The following is a 26,663-nucleotide window of genomic DNA, read 5'->3' on the forward strand; positions in this document are numbered from 1 at the left end:
TGACGTGTTCCGGTGGCTTTGCCCTTACTGGGGAGGTTCTTTTTTTGTAAAAAATACAGTTGTGCCATTTCCACGGACGCCCATCCAATATTATTATAAAAAACTGATGGTATTGTTACTGAGTTTGCCGATATTGCAGTAAGTATGTTTAACTAATCAAACAAATGTTTATGGGTGTTAGCTTTTTCGAAGCCGACTTTATTAATCCGGATGGTTTATTGCAATTATTAGTGCGTTTTGCATTTAACTTCATAGTAACGCTTATCCTTGTCAGGTTCCTTTATTATCAGAATGCACGTCGCAAAGACTACTTGTTTACTTTTTTGCTGATAAGTACGATTGTTTTTCTGTTATGTATCCTGCTAGATAATGTGAACCTTCAACTGGGTTTTGCTTTAGGATTGTTTGCTATTTTTGGCATCATACGCTATCGAACTACACAAATACCGATAAAGGAAATGACCTACCTGTTTATTACGATAGGTGTTTCGGTTATAAATGCGTTGAGTGGAGATAAAGTGAGCCTGATGGAATTATTTGCTACTAACTTTTTGGTTGTGGCTGTTACTTTTGGTTTAGAGCGTGTTTGGTTGTTAAAGCATGAGTCGAGTAAGCTGATTATTTACGAGAAGATTGAGCTGATTACACCGGAACGTTATGATGAGATGATAGATGATTTAAAAGAACGTACCGGGTTGGATATCCATAGAGCAGAAGTAGGCCGTATAAACTTTTTAAGAGATACAGCTGAGATCATTATTTACTATTATAATTCGGAGATGAGCAACGTCACTACATACGATAGTAATGATGACGATGATTAGCATATAACCATGCGAAGACATAAAAAAAACCGTCGAATGACGGTTTTTATTTTTTTATCTGGTAATCAGGTTGATGTCATCCATCAGCTTATCCTTATAAGATTTACCGATTGGGATAATTTTTGATCCACCCTCGTAATTAATTATTACTGAGTTATCCTCAATGACTTTAATCTTATTGAGATTAACAATGAAAGAGCGATGTACTCTTACATAGCGGTCTGGTGGCATCTTTTCCGAGATGGCCTTCATAGTAAAGTGAATGGTAAACTTATCTTTGAAGGTGTTTAAAACAACGTAATTTTCAAGTGCTTCTATCCAGAGGATGTCGTCATACTTAACACGCACCAGTGAACTGTTGTTCTTTACAAATATTTCGTTGGTTTCTCTTGTAACACTTTCTTTCTCCTCAAAACGTTCACGCGCTCTTTTAACGGCTTTGATAAAACGTCCGTACTGTACTGGTTTTAGCAGATAATCTGTAACGTTATACTCGTATGAGTCGATTGCATATTTTTCTTGAGAGGAATAAACAATAACCTGTGGAAGTTCATCCAATGACTTTAAGAAGTCAATACCACTCATTTCAGGCATTTCTATATCTAAGAAGATGAGGTCGATAGGCTCAATTCCTTGCTTAGAGAGATAGTTAATGGCACTCACTGCACTATCAAATTTCCCCGCCAGATTCAAATCATCTGTTTTCTCAACAAATTCCTGAATAATCTTTGTTGAGAGTTTGTCATCATCAATAATAATGCAATTCATAGAATCAGATTTTCTTCAAAAATAAAAAAATATCGTCATTATCAGTTGTATCCCACTTAAAATTTTAACACTTAAAAGTCAGTATTGTTTCTTTGGTTGAATTCGTCTACCAGCAAATCGCTTTTTTTAATAGATTTTTTCAGCCATTCAAAATAAAGGCATTTAAGTTCATCATCAGGGAGCTGCCAATTTATATTGCTTTGTTTTAGCTCAGTAGTAACATGTTGTAAGGTAATTGCTGCACAAACTGATATGTTTAAACTTTCAGAGAAGCCATACATAGGTATTTTCATAAACTCGTCAGCTTCTTCTTTAACGATGTCAGAAATACCTTCGCGCTCATTACCAAATACAAATGCTACTTTCCCTTTCGATAAATCAAGATCATTAAGGTTGACATCGTTCTCGTGAGGACTGGTGGCTACAACACGATAACCATCGCCTTTTAGTTTTTTTAATGCTGTAAGGGTGTTGTTTGGTCTTTCGTTATACCGATGCAGGTTGAGCCATTTGGTTGCACCCATAACAACCTGGGGGTTGACATTGAAGGTGTTTTCGTTTTCAATAATGTGAACATCTTGAATGCCAAAACAATCGCATGATCGCAGAACTGCACTGGCATTTTGTGTCTGGTATATGTTTTCTAAAACAACTGTGGCATAGCGTGTACGTTGATTGGCAATATCCCATAATTGTTGTTTTCTTTCTTCAAGTGTAAAATCTTCCAAAAAGTTTAGCAGCTTATCAATCATCTGTTTCAAAATTTTGCTAAAGATTGTGATAAAAAAAAGAGAGTGCAAAAGCACTCTCTTAATATTTTACGGTTGTTTTCTCTTAGTTGATAGCGTCACTTAATTCGCTACCAGCCTTAAATTTAACAACTTTCTTAGCAGGAATTTCGATTTCTTTACCAGTTTGTGGATTTCTACCAGTACGAGCGCTTCTTTCAGAAACACCAAAAGAACCAAAACCTACTAAAGCAACACGACCACCGTCTTTTAATGCATCGCCAGTTACTTTAATAAATGCGTCTAAAGCTTTTTTTGCATCAGCTTTTGTTAATTCTGCTTCGCCAGCAATTGCATCAATTAATTGAGCCTTGTTCATAATACTCCTTAATTTTAGGGTTATCTAATTTAATTCTTAAACTTTCCTCTACAAATATATAGTATTTCCAGTGTTTACCAAATGTTGAGCAAAAAAAGTCTAATAAAAGTCAGGCTTTAGAAAGACTATTATCTTCAATCGAGATTTTTTTCAAAAAAATCTGAATTTTTCAGGCTTTATAGGTTGTTTCGTACTGATTATTGTATATATTTGCACCCGCATTTAAGGAAATGCAAAATGAATTTATTGGAGAGATGGCAGAGTGGTCGAATGCGGCGGTCTTGAAAACCGTTGTACCGCGAGGTACCGGGGGTTCGAATCCCTCTCTCTCCGCAGTTCAGTCTGAATTTCAGGCAATTACAAAATTTACACGTAATGTTACACGCATCACCTTTTCAGGTGATGCGTTTTTTATTTCATTCCCTTCATAATTTGTGGCAATCACGATACAGCTTAAAATACATCTATTATATATTCGTTTCTTGGTTACAGCAAAGCTGCAGATGTCAACCCAAAGGGTAGAATAACGATATTAGCCGAAGGTCAAGAATCCTAGATTTTTCTCAATACACTCGTCACACAAGCATATTATTAGTTCTTTCATGTCGAACCTACTGCCATATCCTACTGTATCTCTGAAAACAGCACCGCCATCCCAAGCCAGATTCTCTGGCTCATCAGAAATAACTCCTGACATCTCTTTTACTGTCTTTTTACAAATAACACATTTTAGTTCCTTTACCATTGTATTTGATTTATATCTTTCAAATTTAATAATTGCATAAGAGCATGTATGGGTTGTTAGCCACTTTTTATATGCCATTCATACATTAAATATAAAAGAAACTCGTGCCCTAATTAATAAAGGGAAATGGTTTTTCGAGCTTTTCTTAGCTTTCTTAAGCTCATAATTTGCTTTATCCAGTAAAACTGTGCTTTTTTGAGTTTAATCGTGCTTATCGTTTGCTTTTTCTTGCTTAACTGCTGTTATTTTTTACTTTAGTCCATTTAATTACCGCTCTGTCTTAGCTTCTTCATGAAAAGGGATTGATAAAACTAGGTTTCATTTTCTCTTCAAGATAAAATTTATAGGCATTTCCACTTATAGCGATTTATTGTTTCTGTGAAATAATAAAATGAATGGTTATTTTTTTAAATCTTGATATTATTGTAGCCTAAAATTAATAATACCCTTAAATTATAGTCTTGAAAAAAGAATTTAATAATCAGAATAGACTATATTAATACGATATAATACCTTAAAAAGGTAGAATGTGATACATTAGTGTCATAGTAATTTTATATAATCTGATTTTGGTATTAAATTTGAATGTGTTAAAACCACTCAAAGGCTGTATTCTTATTTTTTTGGTAGATAAGTCTTATCGTATAAAATATCAGGCTGCGTATGGAAATTGGGAATTTATTTAATGTAGTTTTATTATTGGGTGCTGTTTTATCAGCATTATTATCATTCTACCTATATTTTTATCCAACACGTTTTTTTGCCAATAAAGTATTGGGACTATTAGCTTTCTCATGGGCCTTGACTGTATTTGGTTTTATGATTCAATCACCAGATTTTTTTTCGCGTTATCCTCACCTGTATGCTTCATTAGATGTGTTTGCATTATTATTTTACCCTTTGATGTATATTTATTTAAGAACCTATTTGTATGATGATACTCGAACGTGGAAGAAGAACCTGGTACACTTAATTCCTGGATTGTTATATGTTGTGGTTTTTATACCTTTTTTTATACAAAGTTCCGAAAGCAAAGTGCAGATGATTTTGGAACGTTCATTTCCACAGTGGTATATCTCATTGCAGTTATTTTTTAACCTTTTAATAGTTGTGCAAGGAATATTCTATTCTATATTATCATTGCGTAAATTACACCATTTTCAGTACTTTAGAAGAGTTCGGTTGACAAGATATCAGTTAGGATCATTGAAATGGCTAAAACTATTCATAAGCTTGAATATCTTATTGTGGTTATGCGGCACATCTGGTATTATTATGGAGGTTTTACAGGTTAATATTAAAATCGATCTTTTCGCTGTGTTCTATTTGGGACTTACCATCTTAACAATCTTTCTTGGTGTATTTACAATTAAACGACCAGAATTCTTCGCTGAGGAAGAAGATATTTTAAAATATATTACCAATAAACCTGTACAGCAAGCCTTTAAGGAAGAGAATACCAATCGTAATGACAAAGAGTTAATATTAAATTATTTCGAAGAAGATAAGCCATACCTCAAAACGGATCTTAAAATGCAAGACCTTGTCAACTCAACAGGCCTTTCTTATAAACGAATATCCGAAGTTTTTAATGTCGAATTCCAGAAAACTTTTTTTGATATAGTTAATGAATACCGGATGAGAACGGCCATTGAACTAATTAATTCAGGTTATCACCGACAACATACCCTACAACATCTTGCCGAGCAAGCTGGCTTTAATTCAAAAACAACCTTTAATCGAATTTTTAAGAAACAAATTGGTAAAACGCCTACCGAGTATATCCAGGCTCATAACTTGTAATGGGTGTTAATTCATAAGTAATCGTTTTAACTATCTTTTGGTAAAAACTTTTTAGAAACAGGTAGTAATTGTTCATTTCATTAAAAAAAACGGGGGCAATCTATGCCCGTATGAGTGCTTTTTAACTTTCTTTTGCACCTTATAAGTACCCTGTTTCCCTAAAGGGTCTAGAAAATAGGTGTTTCAATGGTTGTTAGCTTAAATCTCATATTAATAGGCGTATAGGTGTGAGTTGTACCAATGCGTACCCGCCCGATACCGTCATTGGCACCATACAAATTGCTATGGTTCTTCATTCAATTTATAGTCGCTTAAACTTGTGAACCACTTGAATGTGATCAGGTGTTAAGTAATATTCAAAATTTTTAAAAAAATTAAGCGATGAAAAGAAAACTATTGCCTTTTTTAATGATGGTACTAGTGGCCATTATGGGAAGCTGTGTCGGTGATGACATTGACAGTTTACAAGATCAAATTAACGATTTAGATGATAAAGTAGCTGAACTGGAAAAAACACAGCAAGAAGCTTTATTGGCTGAAATTGCAAAATTACAGGCAACTATCACTACTCTACAGGAAGCTATGGAAGCAGGTGATTCAGATTTGGCTTCACAGTATGATGCCCTGTTGAATAACTTAACATTATTAGAAGAAGAAGTAGCAAATAACAAAGATGCCGTGTATTACGGTAATTTAATTACCGATGAAGATTTTGCTGCATTTATGGCTCAGGGAGCTACAATTGTAACAGGTAAAATCATTGCTACAAGCCAGGCTCACATTGATGCATTAGGAGCTTTGAAATTAGTTGGTGGTAACTTGTCAATTTTTGGAGGTACTGCAGTTGAATTGATTAATCTACAAACGGTTAGTGGAAGCCTGATGGTTGAAGGTGTTAACGAAGAGAATGCTTCTATTAACTTGCCAGCCCTTGCAAGTATTGGTGATGAATTATGGGTATCAGAAAATGAAGGTTTAACATCTTTAAATGTAAATGCTTTAATACTTGTCAATGCATATGCGAGTATCGTTAGTAATATGATGCTTGCAGACCTGAACTTAGGAAATGTAAACTTCAATGACGATGTATTCATTAGTAGTGGCTTAAAGGGTACTTTGACACTAGGTCAGATCAATGGTACTCTTCAACTTATGTATACTGGTATTACCAATGTGGTGGTTAATTCAACTGTTATTGGTGGAGATTTGTATATGAGTGGGAACGGTGCTTTAGAAGCCTATGACATGGATAAAATTACTGAGATTAAAGGTAATTTGACCATGGAAAGTAATGGAGTATGGGGTGCAACGGATACCGAGTTTGCAGCTTTTGCCGGATTAACCACTATTGTTGGAAATGTGATGATTAGTTACAATTATGTTCCAGTCATCGAGTCGTTTAATGCAGTTACATCTGTTCAAGGTAATTCAATTGGTATTTACGGTGATTCGTATTCTCAGGTATCTGTATTTAATAATTTATTGTTTGATAATACACGTCATTCAATTGACATCAATGTTAGAACCGATTGGTTTAATGGCTTTAATGCTTTAAGTAATGCTAACATATTGAACCTTACACTAGAAGGGAATTCGAAGTTTGATGAAGTAACTGGTGAAACAACAATAACACCCAATAAGGTAAATGGCTTCTCAAGTTTAGTTGATTGTAAAGGCATCACATTAAAAGTACCTGATGTGTTTGAATTTGATGCATTTAATGTATTTGATAATTTTTGGTCTGCATGGGGAAAATACTGCCACATCTATGTGCCTTTAGATACCGATGTTGATTTGTGCTCGATGCAGCCTGTTTTAAATAAAATTGCTGCAGGTGATTTTGGAACTGCTGTGGAGGTGAAATTCTATGAAGGTTGGATGGAGTTAACTGATCCTGCTGCAGATATAATTAATAACCGTCTGATTGATGGCTGTAATTAATTAAAGCTAATGATTGCACCCCTAATCTGGGGTGCAATTACCTAATCCTATCCCAAACTAATTGAACAACTAAATTTTGAATCGTATCACATTTCTTGTTGAAGTGTGAATAACTGTAAACCTATTGTAATGAATAAACTAATTAGTGTAATAGTATTACACTTGTTATTGATCAGTCCAATGTTTGCCCAAGAGCTAACGCTTGAGGGAACTGTAGTGGACAAAACTGGGATAGGGCTACCCGGCGTAAATGTTGTGGTAGATGGTACGCAAATAGGCACTGTTACAAATTTAGATGGTTACTACTCGCTTCAAATACCATCCAGAGATGTAACACTGGTATATTCCTTTATTGGAATGAATACTGTAAAAGAAGAGGTGAATGGACGAACTCGCATTGATGTTATCTTAAGCGACGATAGTCAGAAGCTGGAAGATGTAATGGTAGTGGCATATGGTACTACTACCAAAGAAGCCTATACGGGAGCTGCTCAGGTGGTTGATAAAGAGATGATGGAAAACAGACCTGTTACCTCATTTGAAAAATCGCTTCAGGGAACTACGGCCGGGTTACAGGTAACCAGCAGTTCAGGTCAGCCAGGAGCACAGGCCACAGTGGTGATACGTGGTATTGGTTCACTAAATGCCAGTAGCACACCACTCTACGTTATTGACGGTGTGCCAATGGCAGGCGGATTAAATGATATTAACCCAAACGACATTGAAAATTTAACTGTATTGAAAGATGCCGCAGCTGCATCTTTATACGGCTCCAGGGCTGCCAATGGTGTGATTATTATCACTACAAAAAAAGGGAAAGCCGGACAAACCAGAATATCATTTAATAGCCAGGTTGGTATTTCGTCACGCATCTCAGACGGGTATAAGTTGATGAATTCTTCACAGATATATGAACAATCGTGGATGGGACTTTACAACTGGGGACTGCTTTATGGCGAGCATGAGAATGGCGATCCTTTTAACCGCCAGGATGCCATTGATTATGCACATGGTTCAGTGAAAGAAACCGTTGGATTTAATCCTTTTGGTGTTGATAATCCATTGGATGACAATGGCCAAGTGATTCCCGGAACCAAAGTACTAACTGATACCGATTGGAGAGATGAAGTTTATAAAACGGGCGTCATCCAAAATTATAACCTGAACGTAGCCGGGGGAACTGAGAATACAAATATATTCTTCTCATTAGGTTACTACAATGATAGCGGAACAACTTTAAGTTCTGATTTCACCAGATATACAAGTAAAATTAATGTCAATCATAAGGTCAATAGCTATATTTCAACCGGAATAAGCAATAATCTGACCTATTCGGAAACCAATGCTCCTCCGGGAGGTAGCGGCTTTGCCAATCCGGTTCGTTCAGCTGAAGTAATTAATGCAGCTTCTCCTGTATATAATAACGATGGAACTTATAACTGGGATAACAAAGCCATCAGGGACTTTAACCCTGTAGGGTTATCAGAGTTAGATATATATCGTTATAATGATGTCAGAGGTATCTTAAATGCTTATATCAACGTCAATCTATTACCTTCTTTATCTTTTCGTTCAACCGGTGGTGTTGACTACGCCAATAGTAAAGGGTTAAATTACTTAAATCCTTATCATGGCGATGGCGCAGGTGTTGAAGGACGAAGCAGCATGTCGCGTTCCGATAATATGATATTGAGCGTTTCTAACATATTTAATTGGACCAAAAGCGGAGCAGACTCTAATTTTGAAGTGCTGACCGGTCAGGAATTAACAACCGGTAAATCCACCTTTCTTTCAGCAGAAGCTACCAAGTTTCCTATTCCTGGATTTCCTGATTTGAGCTGGGGTGCTAAACCAGAACAGCCCAGCAGTGGTCCGTCAGAGTGGAAGTTACTGTCTTATCTGGGACAAGCTAAATATAATTATGGTGGTCGCTATTACTTTAGTGCTAGTTTAAGAGGTGATGCCAGTACGCGTTTTGGCGAAGACAACAAGTGGGGTCTTTTCTATTCTGTTGGTGCCAGCTGGAGACTATCAGAAGAAAGCTGGATGCAGGATATTGCGTGGTTAAATAATTTAAAACTGAGAGGTAGCTATGGTACCTCAGGTAACAGTTCAATTGGTAATTATGCATCATTGGGATTATATGGTAGTGGTGCCAATTACGGTGGGTTCCCGGGGATAGCTTTTGTGCAGCCGGAAAACAATGATATTGCGTGGGAATCCATTGCTTCTTTTAACATTGGATTTGAGTCAAGGCTTTTTAATCGTCTGGATGTCAATATGGAGTATTACCAGAGAGATTCAGATGGACTCTTGTTTGGCAAGCCTTTATCGGCCTCAAAAGGTTTCTCTGGTATCATAACCAATTTGGGTGCCATGGTTAACAAAGGTCTTGAAGCAACCCTTGATTATGATGCTATCCGCACAAGCAACTTCAAATATGCTGTAAGCTTCAACATTACAAGCAATAAGAATGAGATACTCAACCTTGTAAACGATCGTATCCTGTCAGGATCAAAACTATTGGAGCCCGGGGCTAGTTTGCATCAGTTCTATTTACAGGAGTGGGCCGGGGTTAATCCTGATACAGGACAACCCATGTGGTTTGTGAATGCTGATTCTGACGACAAGGCCGGTAATGTAATTCCTGAATCTGCTTATCTGGATCCACACGGAAGTGGACGTCAGGTAACAAGCAGTTACTCAGATGCTGAGCGTGTAAGAAAAGGAACAGCATTGCCTGATTTTTACGGCGGTCTGACCAATAACTTCAGTTACAAAAATTTTGATTTCAGCTTTTATTTCTACTACAGCCTGGGCAATCAGATTTATAACGATGACTATGCAACAAATATGCATGACGGTTCACAACCTGGTATTAACCTGGCGGCTGATGCACTTGATGCATGGACACCCAATAACCGATATACCAATGTTCCGCGCTATGTAGCTTATTCTCAGGATGAGGGTAATCAAATGTCAACACGATTTTTGGAAGATGCCTCCTACCTACGCCTGAAAAATATTACGCTCGGATACACCTTACCGCAAGCGTGGACAGAGCGATTCCATTTGCAAGGTCTTAGGGCTTTTGTATCAGGTGAAAATTTATTTACACTCACTAAGTTTAAAGGTTTTGATCCCGAAGCAGCCTTAAATGGTCGATTAGGAAATGCTATTCCGGGAGTAAAAGTAGTCACAGTGGGACTTAAAATTGATTTGTAATATTCAAATTATAAGTGATGAGAATTTCAACATATATATATATCGGACTAATATTACTGGCTCAAACATTATTTGTGTCTTGTAATGACGACTTTTTAAACCCACAACCTGAAACATCAATTGGTGATAAGGATGTTTTTAAATCATATGAAACGGCACAGGCAGCTCTTGTTGGCGTGTACGACCAGTTGAGTAGTTATGCTTTCGAAGGATTGTTTGTACCCATTATAAGTGATTTGACAGGAGAGGACGTGATGATTAGTCCTGAGAACAACTATAACTGGTTTGTAGCTCCTTATCAAATGAATACATTGCCTAACTATACGTTCTCAGAAAGTCCTTGGTGGGCTGGTTATAAGGTTATTTTTGATGCCAATATGGTTATTAAATATGCGCAACAAATACCTAATGCTACTCAGGAACAAAAAAACCGGATTGAGGGTGAAGCAAAAGTTATTAGAGCGTTTGTGATGCTGAAACTGGCGCAGATGTTTGCACCAGCCTATGCTGCGGATTCTGAAGCTCCATCTATCTTATTGGCGATAGAGCCGCTTAAGCATGATGATCCGGATATTGGCAGGGCACCATTATCTGCTGTTTATACACAAATGGAGGAAGACCTGCTGTCTGCCATCAACTTGCTTGAATACAAAAACGATATTCTAGACAAGGGCTTCTTTGATAAACGTGCAGCACAAGCAACGCTTGCCAGAGTGTATTTGAATATGCAGGAGTGGGAAAAAGCCAGGGATATGGCTGTGCTGGCACACCAGGATGTCAAGCTGATGGCAATTGGTGAATTAAGTAATGGTTTTTATTACCGTAATTCAGAAACGATTTTTACAGTGGCTTACACAGCTGACGATAATAACGTGTATTTATCTATTCCTTCGTTTTATTACCCGGTATACGGATACAGTTCTATGCGGGCGAATAATAGGTTTGTAGAGCAATTCTCAAACAACGATGCACGTAACTATTATTTTGTAATGGAACCACAAGTTGATAGTGAAAGATATCTGATTGTTAAGTTCTTACATAATCAGCAAGTTGGTAATGCCGAGCGTATCAGCATAAGAGCTTCCGAAATGCACTTAATAGAAGCTGAGTGTGAGGCCGAATTGGGCAACAATAGCGCAGCTCAGGATGCTTTACACGTTATTCGGAGCCGCGCCATACCGGGTGTTCAAAAAAGTTCGGCTGTAGGGCAAGCACTTGTTGACGAAATTTTAATAGAAAGAAGAAAAGAGCTGTTTGGCGAAGGCTTCAGGTGGAACGATATTAAGAGAAGACAGAGCCCGTTCGTACGAGCAGGCGATCATTGGGTGAGATTCGATTTCGAGGCAGGTGATAAGGACTATTACAGGATGACATACCCTATTCCTCAATCGGAAATTGACAATAACACGGCACTTACTAATGAAGACCAAAATATTGGTTATTAGTGCAAGGGCAGGCTTTTAAGGGACCTTTGGCTTGATGCGTTACCTAACGTATCAAGCTGGTTTTAGAAGGCTCCCGTTCAAGGCTTAGCTTGTCGACAAAAAGAAAAATTAAAAGAGATGAAACAAACGATTATAGGAACTTTGTTACTGTTGTCAATTGCATTACTCCATATTGGATGCAATAAAGACCAGGAACCGGTGATTCTCAATCCAGATGCGGGGGGCGACATTCTTAATGTTGAAAATGAAGGATATGTTGTAGGGCTAAATGCTGTTCCGGCCCCTGAAGGACAGGAAGGTAGTTGGAGAATTTACATGGGGGAAAATGGTCATTTTGATGATGAAAATGATCCAAAAACCAATTTTTATGGTGAACCGGGAGAGCGTTACCTGATAGGATGGGAATTGAGCGAACGAGGACAGTATGAGGCAGCTACCATCAATGTATCATTCAAGCCGCTTAATCCTGTTATCTTAAATACAGTAAGTGATACTGTTTACAATAATATATCCGTTTATCTGGAAGCAGAAGCTCCACGCTTTGGTGCCACCGGAGTGTGGAGTATAATAAGTGGAACAGATGCACGAATCATAAATGACATGGAGGGTGAAGCTGAATTTATTGGCGTTAAACACCAGGATTATACCGTAAGGTGGACGCTTAGTTATGGTTCTAAAAGTGTGTCAAAAGATATGGTCTTTACCACGGATGAATTAAAAGCCTTTGCTGGATTGGATAACCTGGATATTAAAACCGCAAAGGGCGTACCAAAATTCTTTACACTTGAAGGCTTTCTGCCTGCCGGAGCAACTGGTAAATGGGAAGTTATCGGTGGTCAGAATGGTATAGTACATACACCTGCAATCGACAACTCATTATTCGAAGGGGTGGTCGATACCGTTTATACACTTGCATGGACAGTTGAACTGGATGGCATCCAATCGGTGGATACAGTGGATTTACGCTTCAGAGGTAAGTGGGGCATGTGGACCGATGAGCGTGATGGACAGACTTACCGCTTTACTGAAGTGAACGGACTTGAATGGATGGCTGAAAACTATAACTATGCAGCTGAACCAGGTTATGGTTCATGGTACTATGGACAAGATGCCAGAAGTATTATTGAAGATGGTTATGCATTAGAAACCGAAGAAGATAGAAAGTACTACGGCCGATTGTACGATTGGCATACAGCTTATAACTACGCGCCTGAAGGATGGCGTCTCCCGAGTTCAGAAGAATTTAATAACATGCTGGTTGCCTTAGGTGGTGCATTGTACGCCGATGAAAGAATTAAAGAAGGTGGTGATACGGGCTTAGATCTTGGTTTTGCAGGATATTATAACATAGCAAGTCCATCAGATCCTGCCTTTAGAAATGCTTTTATTGGGCAAGATATGTCAGGATTATATTGGCTAAATGAATACTATGATTACAATGGCCGGGGAACTGTGTTTGAGGTCACATCAAGTTCCGATACACCTGGTATGGGAAGTTTACCTGTTGACTTCTTTAAAGTGTCGGTAAGGTATGTTCGTGATATTCAAGATTAGTAAGTGGTACCTTGATTAGAAAATGAAAAATATGAAGAATTATAAACTAATATACCTTCTCCTGATTGTCCTGATGTTGGTTCCTAAATCATTACTAGGACAAACTTCAGACATCAATATTGAGAACATTGAGAAAGGTAGAATTCGGATAAAGCTGAAAAAAGAGCAGTTGATCAGTGTCAACTCATCTTTAAAGTCGGCTACAAGTGCATTAAAAGGAGGAGTGACAGGTATTACAAGCCTTGATAATATTAGCAATCAGGTTGGTATTACCCAGATAAGGCGTGTATTTCCATTTTCACTAAAAAACGAAATGAAGCACCGTGAACATGGTTTGCATCTGTGGATTGAATTGGCCTTTGATGAAAGTGTTGATCCACTTACTGTGGTAGATCAATATAAAGGCTTGGAGGAGATTGAAATTGTAAAGCCGGTCTATCGGAAAATAAGGATAGATTCAGATAAAAAAGCCATACCCTATATGATTGAAGTAGTTAGTAAAGCTTCAAAACGGGCCAATACCTCAGCTTCTGTTTCATCAAGCTATACACCATTTTTTGACGATCCCTTATTGCCTAAGCAATGGCATTACGAGAGTGATGGAAGCATTGTAGAAGATGGATATGATATAGATTTATTTGAGGCCTGGCAACAAACATCAGGTAATTCAGATATCATTGTTGCCATAGTCGATCAGGGAGTAGATGTGTATCACGAAGACCTCCAGGCCAATATCTGGCGAAATGAAGCCGAGATTAATGGTGAAGAAGGTGTGGACAACGATCAGAATGGCTATATCAATGACTATTATGGATACAATTTCAGGATGGATGCTTCTGATATTGTCCCCGGAGATCATGGTACTCATGTTGCCGGAACAGTGGGGGCTGTATCCAACAATGGAATTGGAGTAGCTGGAGTAGCAGGTGGTGATGGCTCAGGTAATGGCGTGAAACTAATGTCTTGTCAGGTATTTGATGAAAGGGCTTCGGGCGGAGCTAATTTTGCACAAGCTATCGTTTATGGTGCCGATAATGGCGCTGTCATCTCACAAAATTCATGGGGTTATAATGGTGAAGGTTATTACGAACCTGAGGTGCATGATGCTATCAGATATTTTGTTGCCGAAGCCGGACAATATGATGGAAGTCCTATGAAAGGTGGTATCGTTGTTTTTGCTGCCGGAAATGAAGGTGTTGAAACATTAAGGTATCCTGCTGCTTTTGAAGAAACTATTGCTGTTACCTCTTTGGGACCAAATGGTGTGGCCGCAGCATATTCCAATTACGGAGACTGGGCATCGATAGGTGCTCCAGGTGGTTACCAACCTGATTTTGGTGAAGAAGGTGGTGTTTTAAGTACCATTGTTGATAATAAGTACGGATACATGGATGGTACGTCCATGGCATGTCCGCACGTGTCTGGTGTGGCTGCACTGGCCATCGCTAAGTTTGGAGGTGAGGAATTTACAGCTGAGGAATTAAAAACAATTCTGCTAAACTCAACAAAACGATTCATTTTTCAGCATAACAATAAATATGGTACAGGAGCACTAAACGCCGCCAGTGCATTGGCCGATGATAATCGCATACCACCCAATGCAATTACAGACTTAAGAGCTTCTGATATTTTTCACAATGAAATAAGGATCGAGTGGACCGTACCTGTTGATGAGGACAATGGAGAACCTCGATACTACTATCTGTGCATAGGAGCGAGTGAAATTACCGAACAAAACTTTGATAACCATTCTATTTTCTTGCTGGAAAATGAATTAAAGGCTGGCGAAACATTTAATATTGATATTTCCGGATTTCAGAAGTTAACAGATTATTGGTTTGCTATTAAATCAGCTGACCAATTCGATAATATATCTGATATCTCAAATATATTAAAAGTAAAGACCTCTAATTTGCCCCATTTTATGGAATCAACAAGAAGTGTTGATGTGGCAGTTGATGTCTCGCAAGAGTCCGTTAAAAAAGTGCAGATTGATTTATCCAATATAGGTGATGGAATAGTGTATTACAGCTCTACAGTACGCAATGAAAAATACTATTGGAAACCGGAGGCGCAAATTTTATCAACGCTTGCTTCCTCCATTGATGCGAAAGTGCAGACTGCAGAATTAAATCCTGAGTTGTACGAAACAACACGCCCTTATTCAAAAGATCTGCCATCTCTTAAAGCCGGGGTATCGGGGCAAACCGACTTAACCCATTGGAAGGATGATAATACAGAATGGGTTGCAGGATTAAGCTATCAAAATTCTAATCCACCTGCTAGTTTAGTAGGTTCTGGAAATTCGAATGCCGGATTGATTGCGGCAACACGATTTGATATTCCCTATGATTATTCCTTAAACGTTACACATCTTGAAGTTGCATTGTGGCCTGAAGTAAAGGATAAGCCAATAGTTATTGAATTGCGAAAAGGTTCAAAAGACGTAAAGGGCTCTGAAAGAATTTATATGCAGGAATACTATCCTGATACCACCAATGTATTGAAGTATTATCGTATACCCATATACCAACCGCAGCGATTTGAGGATGGTGAGATATTCTGGGTGGTTTTGCATTTCCCAAAAGAAATGGAATATCCATTGCCTGTCCAGTTTGGATCAATGGAATATGGGTACTTTGTCTTTTCTAAAGACAATGGTGTAAGCTTTCAGGATGGTTTATATTACTTGAGGCGTCCTATTATTCCAATGTTATCTGTTCTTAGCACCGGTGATGATGGTTCCTATGTGTTCCTCTCTCCTGGCTCAGGTGAGATTCCGCAGGGAACTACCGTTAGTGCAGATGTTATTATTGATGCCACGCACCTGACCGAAGGGAAGCATTTGGCATCCCTGGGTATTATTACGAATGATATTCATAAGCCAATGGTGAATATTGAAGTGAAGGTCGATGTGACTGGTCAATTACCAAAGATTGATACCGATAAGATACACCAGTTTAAAGCTTATGTGAACGAAGAAAATAGGCTGATATTCGACCTGCACAATGAGGGTTTAGCCGATTTAAAGGTATATGATGTTATCTCAACTACAGCAGGCATTACCAAGGCTTTTGAAGATACAGTTATTATTACGCCCGATTTCGATTCGAGTGTGCCGTTTAGCTATACGCCTGGCTCAACCGGCGTAATAAAAACAGGGGTTAAGCTGGTTACCAATGTTGGAGAGATAAATCTGCCATGTGAATTTTCAGTGGTTGAAGCTCCTGTATTGAGTATAAGTGCAGATAATAGTGTTGATGTGGTTTATGGCGAGACTGCAACACTTGTCCTTCAGCTGAGTAATGACGGTCTCTCTACTGCACTCGAGTATGATTTGAGCCATTATGACCCACTGAAATTAAGTAAAGGTTTGTTGGCAAATAAATTAGATTATCAGATACTTACTTCAACCGACGTCAATGGCCCTGAAGATAATGCCTGGGACGATATTATCGGTTTTGCAAAGCTTTATAATAATGAGCAGGTAGCGTTTAAAAAATTCAATCTGGGCTTTCGTTTCCCGTTTTATACCGAAAGGATGGAAGATGTGTATATGAATGCCAGAGGGGAATTATTTTTCTACAGAGATGGTATTTTCTCTAACGATCCAGATGCGGAATTTTATGGCCATGCAAAAGGGTGGTTATTACCTATAAAAATTGAGGATCACTATTTGGTGGCTGAACAGGTTTATCACCACACTTTTGGTGATAGAAGCGTGTATACCGTGAATGCTATAATAAGAAAGCCTGGAGATACTCCTGATGAAAATCACGGAGAAATTTCTTACCAGGTGGTGCTTTACCGAAATGGTACCATTGACTTCAGATATCAGAATGTAAGTGATTTAGATGCAGAGTGGCGATATAAAATTGGTGTTCAGGGATTAACCGGAGAAGATCTGCTCATTTACAAGGAGTATGATGATACTGGGAATGTGGTGTATGATGGAAAAGTAATTCGCTTTGAGCCGGTGACCGGCCTAAGCATGATTGTTTCTACCTCTTCAGCACATGGAGTAATAAGTGCCGGTGATGCAAGGTCGGTTGAAGTGACGATTGACCCTGAGGCAATGAGCTTAGTGGCTGGAAGCTATTCGGATAACGTTTTAGTACAAACTAATACGGCTAACAAAGCAGAATACTGGCCATTTACCATTAATGTAACAGGTACACCTGAAGTAGTTACTAAGGATACGATTGATTTTGAGACCGTGAAATTGGAAATGGAAAAGCATGCATTTATTTTAGTTGAGAACATTGGTTCATCTGATGTGTCAGTTGATAATGTCACTTTCGATCACGCTGTGTTCACGTCTAATAGTACATTCCCAATTAGCATCAATGGCCTGGCCAATCATCCCTTAAATGTAACTTACAATCCGGATGCTGTTGGTGAAATTGAGAGTAAGGCACATATTAGTTTGAGTGACGGAACACAAAAAACGGTCGTTATTACAGGGAATGGCGTTGAGGATCCATCTTATGACATTACAATTTCTGAAGAGGTGGTGGTTAATATTAATGCTGGTGACGTAACTACGCTTCCAATTAGCCTGAAGAACCATGATAAAGGAGTACCACTCGATTATACCTTTAAAGGTAATTGGCTATCCTATATTGATGGTATGGAACCTAAACGTGGAGAAGGCGATAATAACTTGGGCTCAAGTTATGGGTATTGGTGGCACATAAGTGATGAGAATACCCCATACCATAAGTGGGAAGACATTAGCAATGACTCTGAAATGCTGCTGATTGAGCAAGATAAACAACAGGAAATTGAGTTACCATTTGAATTTCCATTTTTCGGAGAGTATTATAATGTTATTTGGGTATCTAAAAATGGCTATGTCACAGTTGTAGAACCTGAGGTGGATTATTTCGATTTTGAGTTCCATAAAGATGATGGACTGAGTGGTATGATTGCACCATTCTGGTCACCTTTGTTACCTGATGAAGGTAAGGGTGTTATGCTCAAAATGGAAGACTCACGCGTGCTGCTGCAATGGGATGAGTTTACCCCTGAAGAAGGGGGTAATGGTATTTTAACATTCCAGCTGGAGATTATGAAGGATGGGACTATTCATTTCCATTATAAAAGTGTAGATCCTTTTACCGGAGGTCTTCAATATGGTTTAGAGAGTCCGGATGAAGAGGAAACTGTTGAGACAACGCGCTCATGGATCTTACGATGGTCCAAGCTTTCCAATGAGTGCTCGATAACGTTTGTGCCGCCACTTAAAGGAACCCTTGAGAGTAATGAGCAAGCCGATCTGACTTTGGCCTTAACTGCCGAAAGGGTCTATCGTTCTGGAGTTTATCGCGATACAGTTGAATTGTATACCAATAGCTCTAAGCAGGCCTTACATAAAATACCGGTTCAATTGACCGTAAGCGGCCAACCTGAATTGGATATTCCAACCTCGATGGACTGGGGTGAAACGGTGTTTAGACCAGGACTTGCCCTAACTCGTAAAATTAAGCTGGTTAACACAGGTTATGATGTGCTGAATATAGATAAGGTTGTGCACCAGCAACTGGACAACCTCATACTATATGATGAAAATGGCGTGAAAATTGTCAAAAGCAGTAGTGGTGAATTATTCTCTGATATTGTTATTGCACCATGGGATCAATATATAGTTAATGTGGAAATCCCGGTTAATGAATTTAACGATGTAAATGGCTCTATTAGCTGGGAAGGTGATTTTGAGAGTTTAGTAACACCAGTGACTGCCACCATTGTAGAATCTCCGGTATTTGCATGGAATGCTACAAATCAATCGTATAGGTTGAATAATAAAGAGACTGCAGAATATCAGTTTACTGTTACCAACCATGGAGAAACAACGCTCCATTACGATTTTGCACCAGCTGTTGCCCCAAGTGGAGGAGAAACGGAATTTCCTGTGGTTATCGATGGTGAAAGTAATTATACGTTGGAATATCCCATAACGGTTGATTCGTTAATATTAGAGAAGAAAGAAAAAGCTGATGGCAGCCTGATACCTTTGATAGAAGGTAACAATAAGGGGTTCTCAAACCGTTTTACTGCCCCTGAGGGCGGGTTTTTCTTAACACATGTAAAGGCTTTTACTTCTTTGTTAAATCTTAATGAATATGTACGAGTTGAAATATCCATGGGCGGTGAGTTACCTCAGGATGGTGAGCAACTCTACGAAGAATTCTTTGTAGTGGATCAAATAGTGGATGAAGGTTGGGTGTTTTTCCCATTATCACAACCGATAACTATTCCTGAAGGAGAAAAGTTTTTCGTTACTGTATATCAGACTAAATCCCATAAATATATGGGATTTGAAAATACGAATGATGAAAATTTAAAATCGAATAGTTTTTCAGGAAATCATAATGAAGGAGATGATTATTACTGGTGGGCGCACTATGAAGATATGGTATGGAAGATTAGACCACTAACAGCTGCCGGTGAGGACTCGTGGATTGAACTGGACAATTATTGTGGTGAGCTACAAGCCAACGAATCGGTGCAGGTTAACGCAACAATATTGGCATCAAAAGCTGGACATGGTGAACACACCGGGAAAATTATAGCTTTATGTAATGATGTAGATAATTCGAAGAGTGAGTTTAATGTGTCTTTAAGCGTTAATGGTGCTCCTGAGTTTAAATACTATCCAAATATTTACAAAGATACTTTAAGTGTTGTTGAGACCGAAGAACTGCTTCTCAACTACCTGTATGTTGATCCGGAAGGAGAGACCATGAGTTTTGATTTGGAAAATGCTTATCAGGGACCTCAAGTAAAATATAAGGTAACTGGCAATACAACTGTATCGGTTGAAATCAAAACCGGTTATGATGATGAAGGTACTTATTCATATCCGGTACAGGTTACCGATGCATCAGGCAGTATAGCCAATGACACTATTGTGATTAAGGTGGCAAATAAAAACCGGGCACCAATATTTAATGAGGATTATGCTGTGATTACTTTGAATCTGGCTGATCCAAGGGCTGTGGCAATAGATCCTAGCGATGTATTTACAGACCCGGATGGAGATGATATCGAGTTTTTAGCTGGCAACTATACACCTGATATTGTTGACATGTCATTTGGTTCAGTCTATATCAACTTAAACCCCTTAAGTGCTGGAACAGGTATGCTGGTTTTTGCTGCTGATGATGGTAAAGAAGATGGTTTTGTCATTTATGCAGTGTATGTACAGGTTATTGATGACCCGGATGCATTAGATACGTCACCTGACGGTATTTGGAAGGATAATCCGAATGAAACATTTCAATTCAGTATTTATCCAAATCCGGTAACGAATGGTCAATGTCAGTTAGCCATTAGTACCAAGGAAGATACTAATGCAGTAGTTGAATTATTTAATGCAGTTGGACAAAAGTTGAAAATCATTCAGATGGATAATTTACTTGCAGGTAAACATTTAAAAAGTGTTTCATTAAATGGTTTATCAAGCGGTATATATAATTGGCGCTTAATTATTGACGGAGAGCAGGTAGGAGTAAAGAAACTTATCATTAGATAGGGTTAGGATAAGTAAATAGGATGAAAGCCGGGAAGGTCATTGACCTGCCTTTCCGGCTTTTTAAAGATAGAAGGACGGACTAAGACTCTAATTAAATTAACTAAAAGAAATATGAAAAAAATAGAAGATGAAAAAAGAGCTTTTCTTTATGAAAAAAATGTGATTGAAACCGAAGCTCAAATGGTTATTTACGAGCAATTAAAAAAAGGTAAGCTAGTTTTGACAAACCACCGACTCATTTTCATAAATGAAGATGGAGAGGTGGTTAAATATTTCATGCTAAATAATATAGATTACCTATCTATAAGTAAAGTCCTTGGTTTTATGAGCAATGGATTTCGTCTGTGTTATAACGATTCCCTATATAAAGTCCGGGTAAAATATCCTGATGATTGGATTAAGTTAATATTGCTTCAAAAGCAATCAGACTAATGTTCAACTAATGCACCATATAACCAACATGAGATTAAAAGCCTAATCTCTTAAGAAAATAAACCTAATTGTCAGAGTCCTTATAATTACAATTTCCATTTATCAACTTAATAAGATTAGAAAAAAATAGTTTAAATACAAACATATATATCATTGGTAAATTGCGCGTTACAATACTAATTGGTACGACAGTGGGGCAAGTTTTTGTTTTAATTAGAAAGTTTGATCTTAATTGAGGCTTCTGCCGGTATTACTACCAAAATAGTTATAAGAACCAAAAATGAACCGCTGTTATACCAACTGGAAAGCCGTTTATTAATTCTTATTCTATCAATGATTCTTTGATTCAGTTTATATATACAAAATTAAAAAACGTTATCACTTATAAGTTGAAAGAATGTTTAGTAATAGGAGTATTTTAATGGCGATTAATGCATGTTCTATTGGAAACATTCAATTATTATTCATACACCATTTCAATATCATCAATAATTAGCTCACTACCTATTGCTCCTGCAAAATTTGCTCCATCAAAACTGGAAGAGGCTACAAAGGTTATATGTGTTGGTAACACAAATGTTGCTGAATCTTGGCTGACAAATCCATGCTCAACTGGCATCATGAATCCCGGGTAACTATTATCTAAATCTCCATACACAAATGGAATTTCCAGTGGTGAAAAATCGTCGTGCATTTCATCACTGCGAAACCATGCTGTAGCTAACCGCTGAATTTTACCTCCCTGACGAATTTCAAGTAAAGCGTATATATCACAGGCATCTCCATAATCAAGAATGTTTCCTTTTTTGTCTTTGTTTTCTTCACCCGGATTATAAGAAAAGGTAAAGCGCAGTTTATCAGGACGACCTGTAAAGGGTGTGCCAAATTCAATAGCTGCTTGTGGATTGGCAGGATCAATCTTATCCGGATTAAATACACCAGTAAAAAGTGATCCAGCCGAAATAGGCGCACCAAATGTTCCGGCAAGAGTACCATTATCTAAAGTAATCATTTTTGCCGCCAAATTATCATTTCCTAAATCGTTAGGAATAGTTGCTAGTTTGTTGAGAATCTGAGTCCCCCGATTTCCGGTCCCCCAAATCGTACTTTTTGCATCCAAACCTGGTTCATAATATTGTGATGCAGTTTTATACCACAGATTTAAATTGCCATTATCAAGTTGTGGAGTTGTAGAAGCAACAAAAGCCCTGATTCTCCATCCGTAAATAGTTCCATCTTCTGAAGTTACATTAATTTGTGCTTCTTCATAGAGGTTTAAAATATCGCCTACAGTTTTGTCGGAACTTGCAAATGATGAAATCTCAAAAGATTGGATAGTTATATTAGACAACTCAACACCTCCAGGGATCTCAATCGTAACCAATAAGCTATCAGTAGATATTTTAGCGTTACCGGATTGATTACTTACAACGATATGTTTTATGTTTCCATAGGGAGAAAGACCAAAGTAATCCTCTCTTACACAGCAAGTCAAAGTTAGTGTAAATAGTATTAAATATAAAGATCTCATTCTTAAATGTATTATCTTCTGTTTGCACCAAAATAATAAGCTAATCCAAGTTCCAGTGATAAAATATCAATATCGAAGTCCACATTTTGCCTAATTACTCTTGATTCATTTTCTCCGTTCACTATCTTCTCCGTCGCTTGCAGCTCATATCCCAAAACATTTAATTGTACCTCAAATGCGAAGTTTTCCATCGCGAAAAAGGTAATTCCGGGACTTAATCCAATCCTGAAATTATGTTCTTTGATAAAACTCTTTTCAACTTCATCCAGATTTTTAGTATTTCGCGTTAATGTGTTACCGACACCAAATGTGAATCCGATCTCCGTAAAAAAACTTAAGCGTTCATTAGCTGTCAATGGGACTGAAGAGCGAAAATTTGGAGTTATTGCAAAACCTCTTGTAAAAGAATTTGACTGCAAAGTATCCGGCTCTCTGAAAATAGCTCCTACAAACTTATTCTGATAATAGTTAATATTAACTCCGACCATCCCATATTCACCTGTATAATAACCTCCCTTAAGAAGAATGTTATAGTTTAAACGTTCCCCATCTATTATTTTCTGAATGAGATAATCTGTATTTTGCATTTTCTTATCTTCTATGGAAAAAGCAAAGCCAAGATATATGTTCTTCTTTTTAAATGGTCTAAAATCTTTATTGTAATAGCTAGACATAAGTTCATAAGGAGAATATGTACTGTCAGATTGCGACCAACAAACTAAATAGAATAGAGTAGAAAGGATAGTTAAAAAAATCTTCAGATTCATTTCTTAATTATAAGTTATTAAACCTTTCATTTCTGAAATCGTGTATCTGTAAAACTTTATCTAGTTAATTAATAAAAATCTTTGAGATTTCATGCGAATAATCGATTAACCTTTAAAGTCTGGGAAAAAGCCATTTGAAACAAAACAATCTTTTCACAGAAAAGTCTTCTATAATTAGAGACTAGAGCACTGTTATTTTGCCATTCATAATACTATATCCTGATGAGATGTTATCTGTTCCGTCAACTAGATACAGCTCAGATGTTTTACTTTCTATTTTAAGAACACCCTCCACAGTTACGGCAATAAAACGAGAATTAACTTCAAGTCCTTCTTTTGCTGTCAGAAATATTAATTGATTCTTAGGCGGAGGTGGGGTATGGATGCATGCCCCAACCCATGGAACTAATAAAAACTCTGTTACCTTATTATTGACATAATTCAAGGGTAATAAGTAGCCAGAGATCTTGATACTCTTCAAGTTTAAAGCGTTATTCACCTGTTCAGCCTGCTTTTTTCTCAGTTCAGCTATCTTGTATCGAATGGCTAATAGGCTATCAACATTTACCTGTTCGCTTGTTAATAACGCTACCAAACTATCTTTTACAGCCATTTCTTGCGAACTTAATCGTTTTTCAGAGTTATTCTCCAATGCTCTGAGTTTAGCTACCTGACTTAAATTATAAAGCTGATCATAGCTTAAAAGCTTAAAGGGATCACTAAACTCTATATGTGAAATCAAATCAGTCCAAGAAATATCTTTTGCATTTTGAGCGCTTGTCAATATATTAACTACAAATAACAAAAGTAAAATTAGTTGTCTCATATTAAATTTATTTTTTAACGACTAAACTAACGGCCATAGAGTTTTTATAAGACTTATATGCCGGAATTAAACCTATGATACCTCCCAGCAGGAGTAATAGCATCAGTAAAAATATCTCATTTAAACTAAACCAACCTATAGAAATCAAAACTCCCAGCTGCTTTGTTAAAATTGGTTTAAATAGATACAAACCGGCATATAAAAGAGAAATACCAGTAATAATACCCAAACAAATAATGCCAAATGACTCCAATAATATTAAACCGAAAATATGTTGCGATTTTGCCCCTGCCGAACGGAGAATGGATATTTCACGAATTCTGTCACTTAAGCTGATCATAATGGTGGTAAAAACGCCAGCCATGGCTATAATAAGAACCAAGATTGATATAATTATTAATGTTTGTTCAATTGGTTTCACGATTTCCCAAAGCTCCAATAGAGTTATTACTGGCATTATGGCTGTCAGTGGCTCATTAGTATATTCGTTTATAGTTCTTTGCAATGATAATAGACTAGATTTAGACTTAACACCCAATAAAAAGCTACTTAATGCTTTCGGATTTTGCAATTGTGTTTCATGATGATGAGCATGCCCTGCGTGATTGTGCATTCTATCCAAATCATTAAATACATCATGGCTATTACTATAAAAATGTGAATGGATGGCATCCAAAGTATATATAGACACAAATATACTTTGGTCAACGGGTGTTCCTGTTGTCTCAAGAATACCTGCTACTTTAAATGGCTCATCCTCATGCCTAACAAATTCGTCATGTCCCATCCCATGGGTGACCACCATATTATCCCCAACTGTATACCCCAGATCTTTGGCAGCTTTAGCTCCAAGAACACATTCATATCCATGTACACATGCTTCCCCCCTATTAACCTGTAGATTTAATTTCCCACCATATTCATAATGTTCAAAAAACTGTTCAGTTGTTCCAACTACTGAAAACCCTTTATGAGAATCGCCAATAGAGATCGGAATTGACCATTTTACATCTTGTCGGGTTGAAAAATATTCATATGTCTCCCAGCTTACATTTTGGCTGGGATAGCCTATGTGGAAAATACTCGATAACAAAAGAGGAACATTACCCGAACGCGCACCTACAATCAAATCTGTACCTGAAATAGAACTGGTAAAACTCTCTTCAATAGTAGAGCGTAACCGTTCAACACCTAATAATAATACCACGCTTAATGACACAGATATTAAGCTTAAAATTAAAGTGGCTTTACGATACCTTATACTTTTAAAAGCTAATTTAATAAGCACACTCATTACTGACCTCCAATATTAGTTGTTAGTAGCTCTTTAATACTACCATTCTTTAGTTCAATAACCTTCGTAAAATATTTGGTAAACCGTATATCATGACTCACAAATAATAAAGTTGTTTGCTTTCTTGTACATTCTTTCAACAGTAAGTTGATAAAAGCTTCCTGGGCATCTTCATCAAGTGAGGACGTAGGTTCATCTGCAATAATTAATTCGGGACTGCCTAATAACGCCCGACAGGCCGCCACCCTTTGTTGTTGTCCAACACTTAACTCAGTAGCGGATTTATTTAAAAGATCTGACCCCTCAAGTCCAACAACCTGTAAAAGCCTTTTTGCCTCTTCTTCAGGCTCTATGCCGGTGTTCTTAATCCGTTGAAGCCTTTCGTTTGAGAACTGTATGGGTAACATAACATTGTCTAATACCGATAAATAGGGAACCAGGTTAAAGGTTTGAAATATATAACCCATGTGATTGGCTCTAAACACATCCCTATGAGAAGGCTTTAAAGCATTAATAGTCTGATCAAGAACTTTAATAGTGCCATTTTTAGGAACAATCATGCCTGAAAGCAAATTGAGTAAGGTGCTTTTTCCACTGCCACTGGAGCCTTTAAGAAAAACTCGTTCACCTCTGGTTATATGCAAGTAGTCAATATTTAGTAACTCTTTATCACCATCTTTCCATTTATATGAAAGGTCTTTTATTTCTACCATAAAGGCTTTCGATTTTATTAGTACATACAACAACATTAAAACAGCGGTCTCACATCTCCTTCGCGCAATAAAATTTTACGTTGGGTAATCAACTACTTGTAACATTACACATACAATCTCTGTTGTGAGGCGATTCTCATTGGTTGTATCT

The 26,663-nt window shown here is 37.6% G+C and carries 18 protein-coding genes and 1 tRNA gene; 9 read left to right on the plus strand and 10 right to left on the minus strand.

The features are described 5' to 3' along the window. Positions 1 to 170 precede the first annotated feature (170 nt). Entirely contained in the window at positions 171 to 824 is a 654-nt protein-coding gene (locus tag KEM09_RS05025) for a DUF4956 domain-containing protein (protein WP_212226349.1), read from the plus strand. A 54-nt stretch (positions 825 to 878) separates the two neighbouring features. Here KEM09_RS05025 and KEM09_RS05030 read toward each other — a convergent pair whose 3' ends face one another. From KEM09_RS05030 to KEM09_RS05040, 3 genes are all read right to left on the minus strand, one after another. Then, positions 879 to 1,592: a LytR/AlgR family response regulator transcription factor gene (locus KEM09_RS05030; protein ID WP_212190742.1), complete on the minus strand. Its 714-nt coding sequence runs from the start codon at positions 1,590 to 1,592 to the stop codon at positions 879 to 881. Positions 1,593 to 1,663: 71 nt separating this feature from the next. Further along, the gene (locus tag KEM09_RS05035) at positions 1,664 to 2,344 is read right to left on the minus strand and encodes a TrmH family RNA methyltransferase (RefSeq protein WP_212226351.1); all 681 of its coding nucleotides are present in this window, start codon (positions 2,342 to 2,344) and stop codon (positions 1,664 to 1,666) included. Positions 2,345 to 2,426: 82 nt separating this feature from the next. Beyond that, positions 2,427 to 2,699, minus strand: a complete 273-nt coding sequence (locus KEM09_RS05040) for an HU family DNA-binding protein (protein ID WP_212226352.1) — start codon at positions 2,697 to 2,699, stop codon at positions 2,427 to 2,429. Between the two features lie 248 nt (positions 2,700 to 2,947). Here KEM09_RS05040 and KEM09_RS05045 point away from each other — a divergent pair. Continuing rightward, positions 2,948 to 3,032, plus strand: a tRNA-Ser gene (locus KEM09_RS05045). 199 nt (positions 3,033 to 3,231) lie between these two features. Here the strand turns inward: KEM09_RS05045 and KEM09_RS05050 are convergent. Next, positions 3,232 to 3,444, minus strand: a complete 213-nt coding sequence (locus KEM09_RS05050; protein WP_212226355.1) for a hypothetical protein — start codon at positions 3,442 to 3,444, stop codon at positions 3,232 to 3,234. A 663-nt stretch (positions 3,445 to 4,107) separates the two neighbouring features. On the opposite strand from KEM09_RS05050, the gene KEM09_RS05055 reads away from it, so the two are divergent. Continuing rightward, a complete protein-coding gene (locus tag KEM09_RS05055) occupies positions 4,108 to 5,247 on the plus strand; it encodes a helix-turn-helix domain-containing protein (RefSeq protein WP_212226358.1) in 1,140 nt (379 codons plus the stop codon). Between the two features lie 167 nt (positions 5,248 to 5,414). Here KEM09_RS05055 and KEM09_RS22000 read toward each other — a convergent pair whose 3' ends face one another. Then, a complete protein-coding gene (locus tag KEM09_RS22000; protein ID WP_262898260.1) occupies positions 5,415 to 5,543 on the minus strand; it encodes a hypothetical protein in 129 nt (42 codons plus the stop codon). An 85-nt stretch (positions 5,544 to 5,628) separates the two neighbouring features. Here KEM09_RS22000 and KEM09_RS05060 point away from each other — a divergent pair, with 85 nt between their 5' ends. From KEM09_RS05060 to KEM09_RS05085, 6 genes are all read left to right on the plus strand, one after another. After that, a complete protein-coding gene (locus KEM09_RS05060; RefSeq protein ID WP_212226361.1) occupies positions 5,629 to 7,188 on the plus strand; it encodes a coiled-coil domain-containing protein in 1,560 nt (519 codons plus the stop codon). A 129-nt stretch (positions 7,189 to 7,317) separates the two neighbouring features. Then, positions 7,318 to 10,413 (plus strand): SusC/RagA family TonB-linked outer membrane protein, encoded by a 3,096-nt coding sequence (locus KEM09_RS05065; RefSeq protein WP_212190753.1) that lies wholly within the window; start codon positions 7,318 to 7,320, stop codon positions 10,411 to 10,413. Positions 10,414 to 10,430: 17 nt separating this feature from the next. Next, complete coding sequence (locus KEM09_RS05070) at positions 10,431 to 11,858, plus strand: RagB/SusD family nutrient uptake outer membrane protein (RefSeq protein ID WP_212226364.1); 1,428 nt, start codon at positions 10,431 to 10,433, stop codon at positions 11,856 to 11,858. Positions 11,859 to 11,975: 117 nt separating this feature from the next. Then, positions 11,976 to 13,412 carry an FISUMP domain-containing protein gene (locus KEM09_RS05075; RefSeq protein WP_212226367.1) on the plus strand — a complete coding sequence of 479 codons (1,437 nt, stop codon included), beginning with the start codon at positions 11,976 to 11,978 and terminating at the stop codon, positions 13,410 to 13,412. 31 nt (positions 13,413 to 13,443) lie between these two features. Further along, positions 13,444 to 20,949, plus strand: coding sequence for a S8 family serine peptidase (locus KEM09_RS05080; RefSeq protein WP_212226377.1), 7,506 nt, complete (start codon positions 13,444 to 13,446; stop codon positions 20,947 to 20,949). A gap of 111 nt (positions 20,950 to 21,060) precedes the next feature. After that, complete coding sequence (locus KEM09_RS05085; RefSeq protein ID WP_212226379.1) at positions 21,061 to 21,381, plus strand: hypothetical protein; 321 nt, start codon at positions 21,061 to 21,063, stop codon at positions 21,379 to 21,381. A gap of 460 nt (positions 21,382 to 21,841) precedes the next feature. Here KEM09_RS05085 and KEM09_RS05090 read toward each other — a convergent pair whose 3' ends face one another. The 5 genes from KEM09_RS05090 to KEM09_RS05110 form a co-directional block, all read right to left on the minus strand. Beyond that, entirely contained in the window at positions 21,842 to 22,912 is a 1,071-nt protein-coding gene (locus KEM09_RS05090) for a PCMD domain-containing protein (RefSeq protein ID WP_212226382.1), read from the minus strand. Between the two features lie 11 nt (positions 22,913 to 22,923). After that, complete coding sequence (locus tag KEM09_RS05095; RefSeq protein WP_212226385.1) at positions 22,924 to 23,679, minus strand: hypothetical protein; 756 nt, start codon at positions 23,677 to 23,679, stop codon at positions 22,924 to 22,926. Between the two features lie 181 nt (positions 23,680 to 23,860). Then, positions 23,861 to 24,505, minus strand: coding sequence for a DUF3299 domain-containing protein (locus KEM09_RS05100; protein WP_212226388.1), 645 nt, complete (start codon positions 24,503 to 24,505; stop codon positions 23,861 to 23,863). Positions 24,506 to 24,512: 7 nt separating this feature from the next. Continuing rightward, complete coding sequence (locus KEM09_RS05105) at positions 24,513 to 25,799, minus strand: ABC transporter permease (RefSeq protein ID WP_212190764.1); 1,287 nt, start codon at positions 25,797 to 25,799, stop codon at positions 24,513 to 24,515. Beyond that, complete coding sequence (locus KEM09_RS05110; RefSeq protein ID WP_212190766.1) at positions 25,799 to 26,512, minus strand: ABC transporter ATP-binding protein; 714 nt, start codon at positions 26,510 to 26,512, stop codon at positions 25,799 to 25,801. The genes KEM09_RS05105 and KEM09_RS05110 overlap by 1 nt, the downstream gene beginning before the upstream one ends. Between the last annotated feature and the right edge of the window lie 151 nt (positions 26,513 to 26,663).

Source organism: Carboxylicivirga mesophila (assembly GCF_018271975.1).
Taxonomy (GTDB): Bacteria; Bacteroidota; Bacteroidia; order Bacteroidales; family Marinilabiliaceae; genus Carboxylicivirga; species Carboxylicivirga mesophila.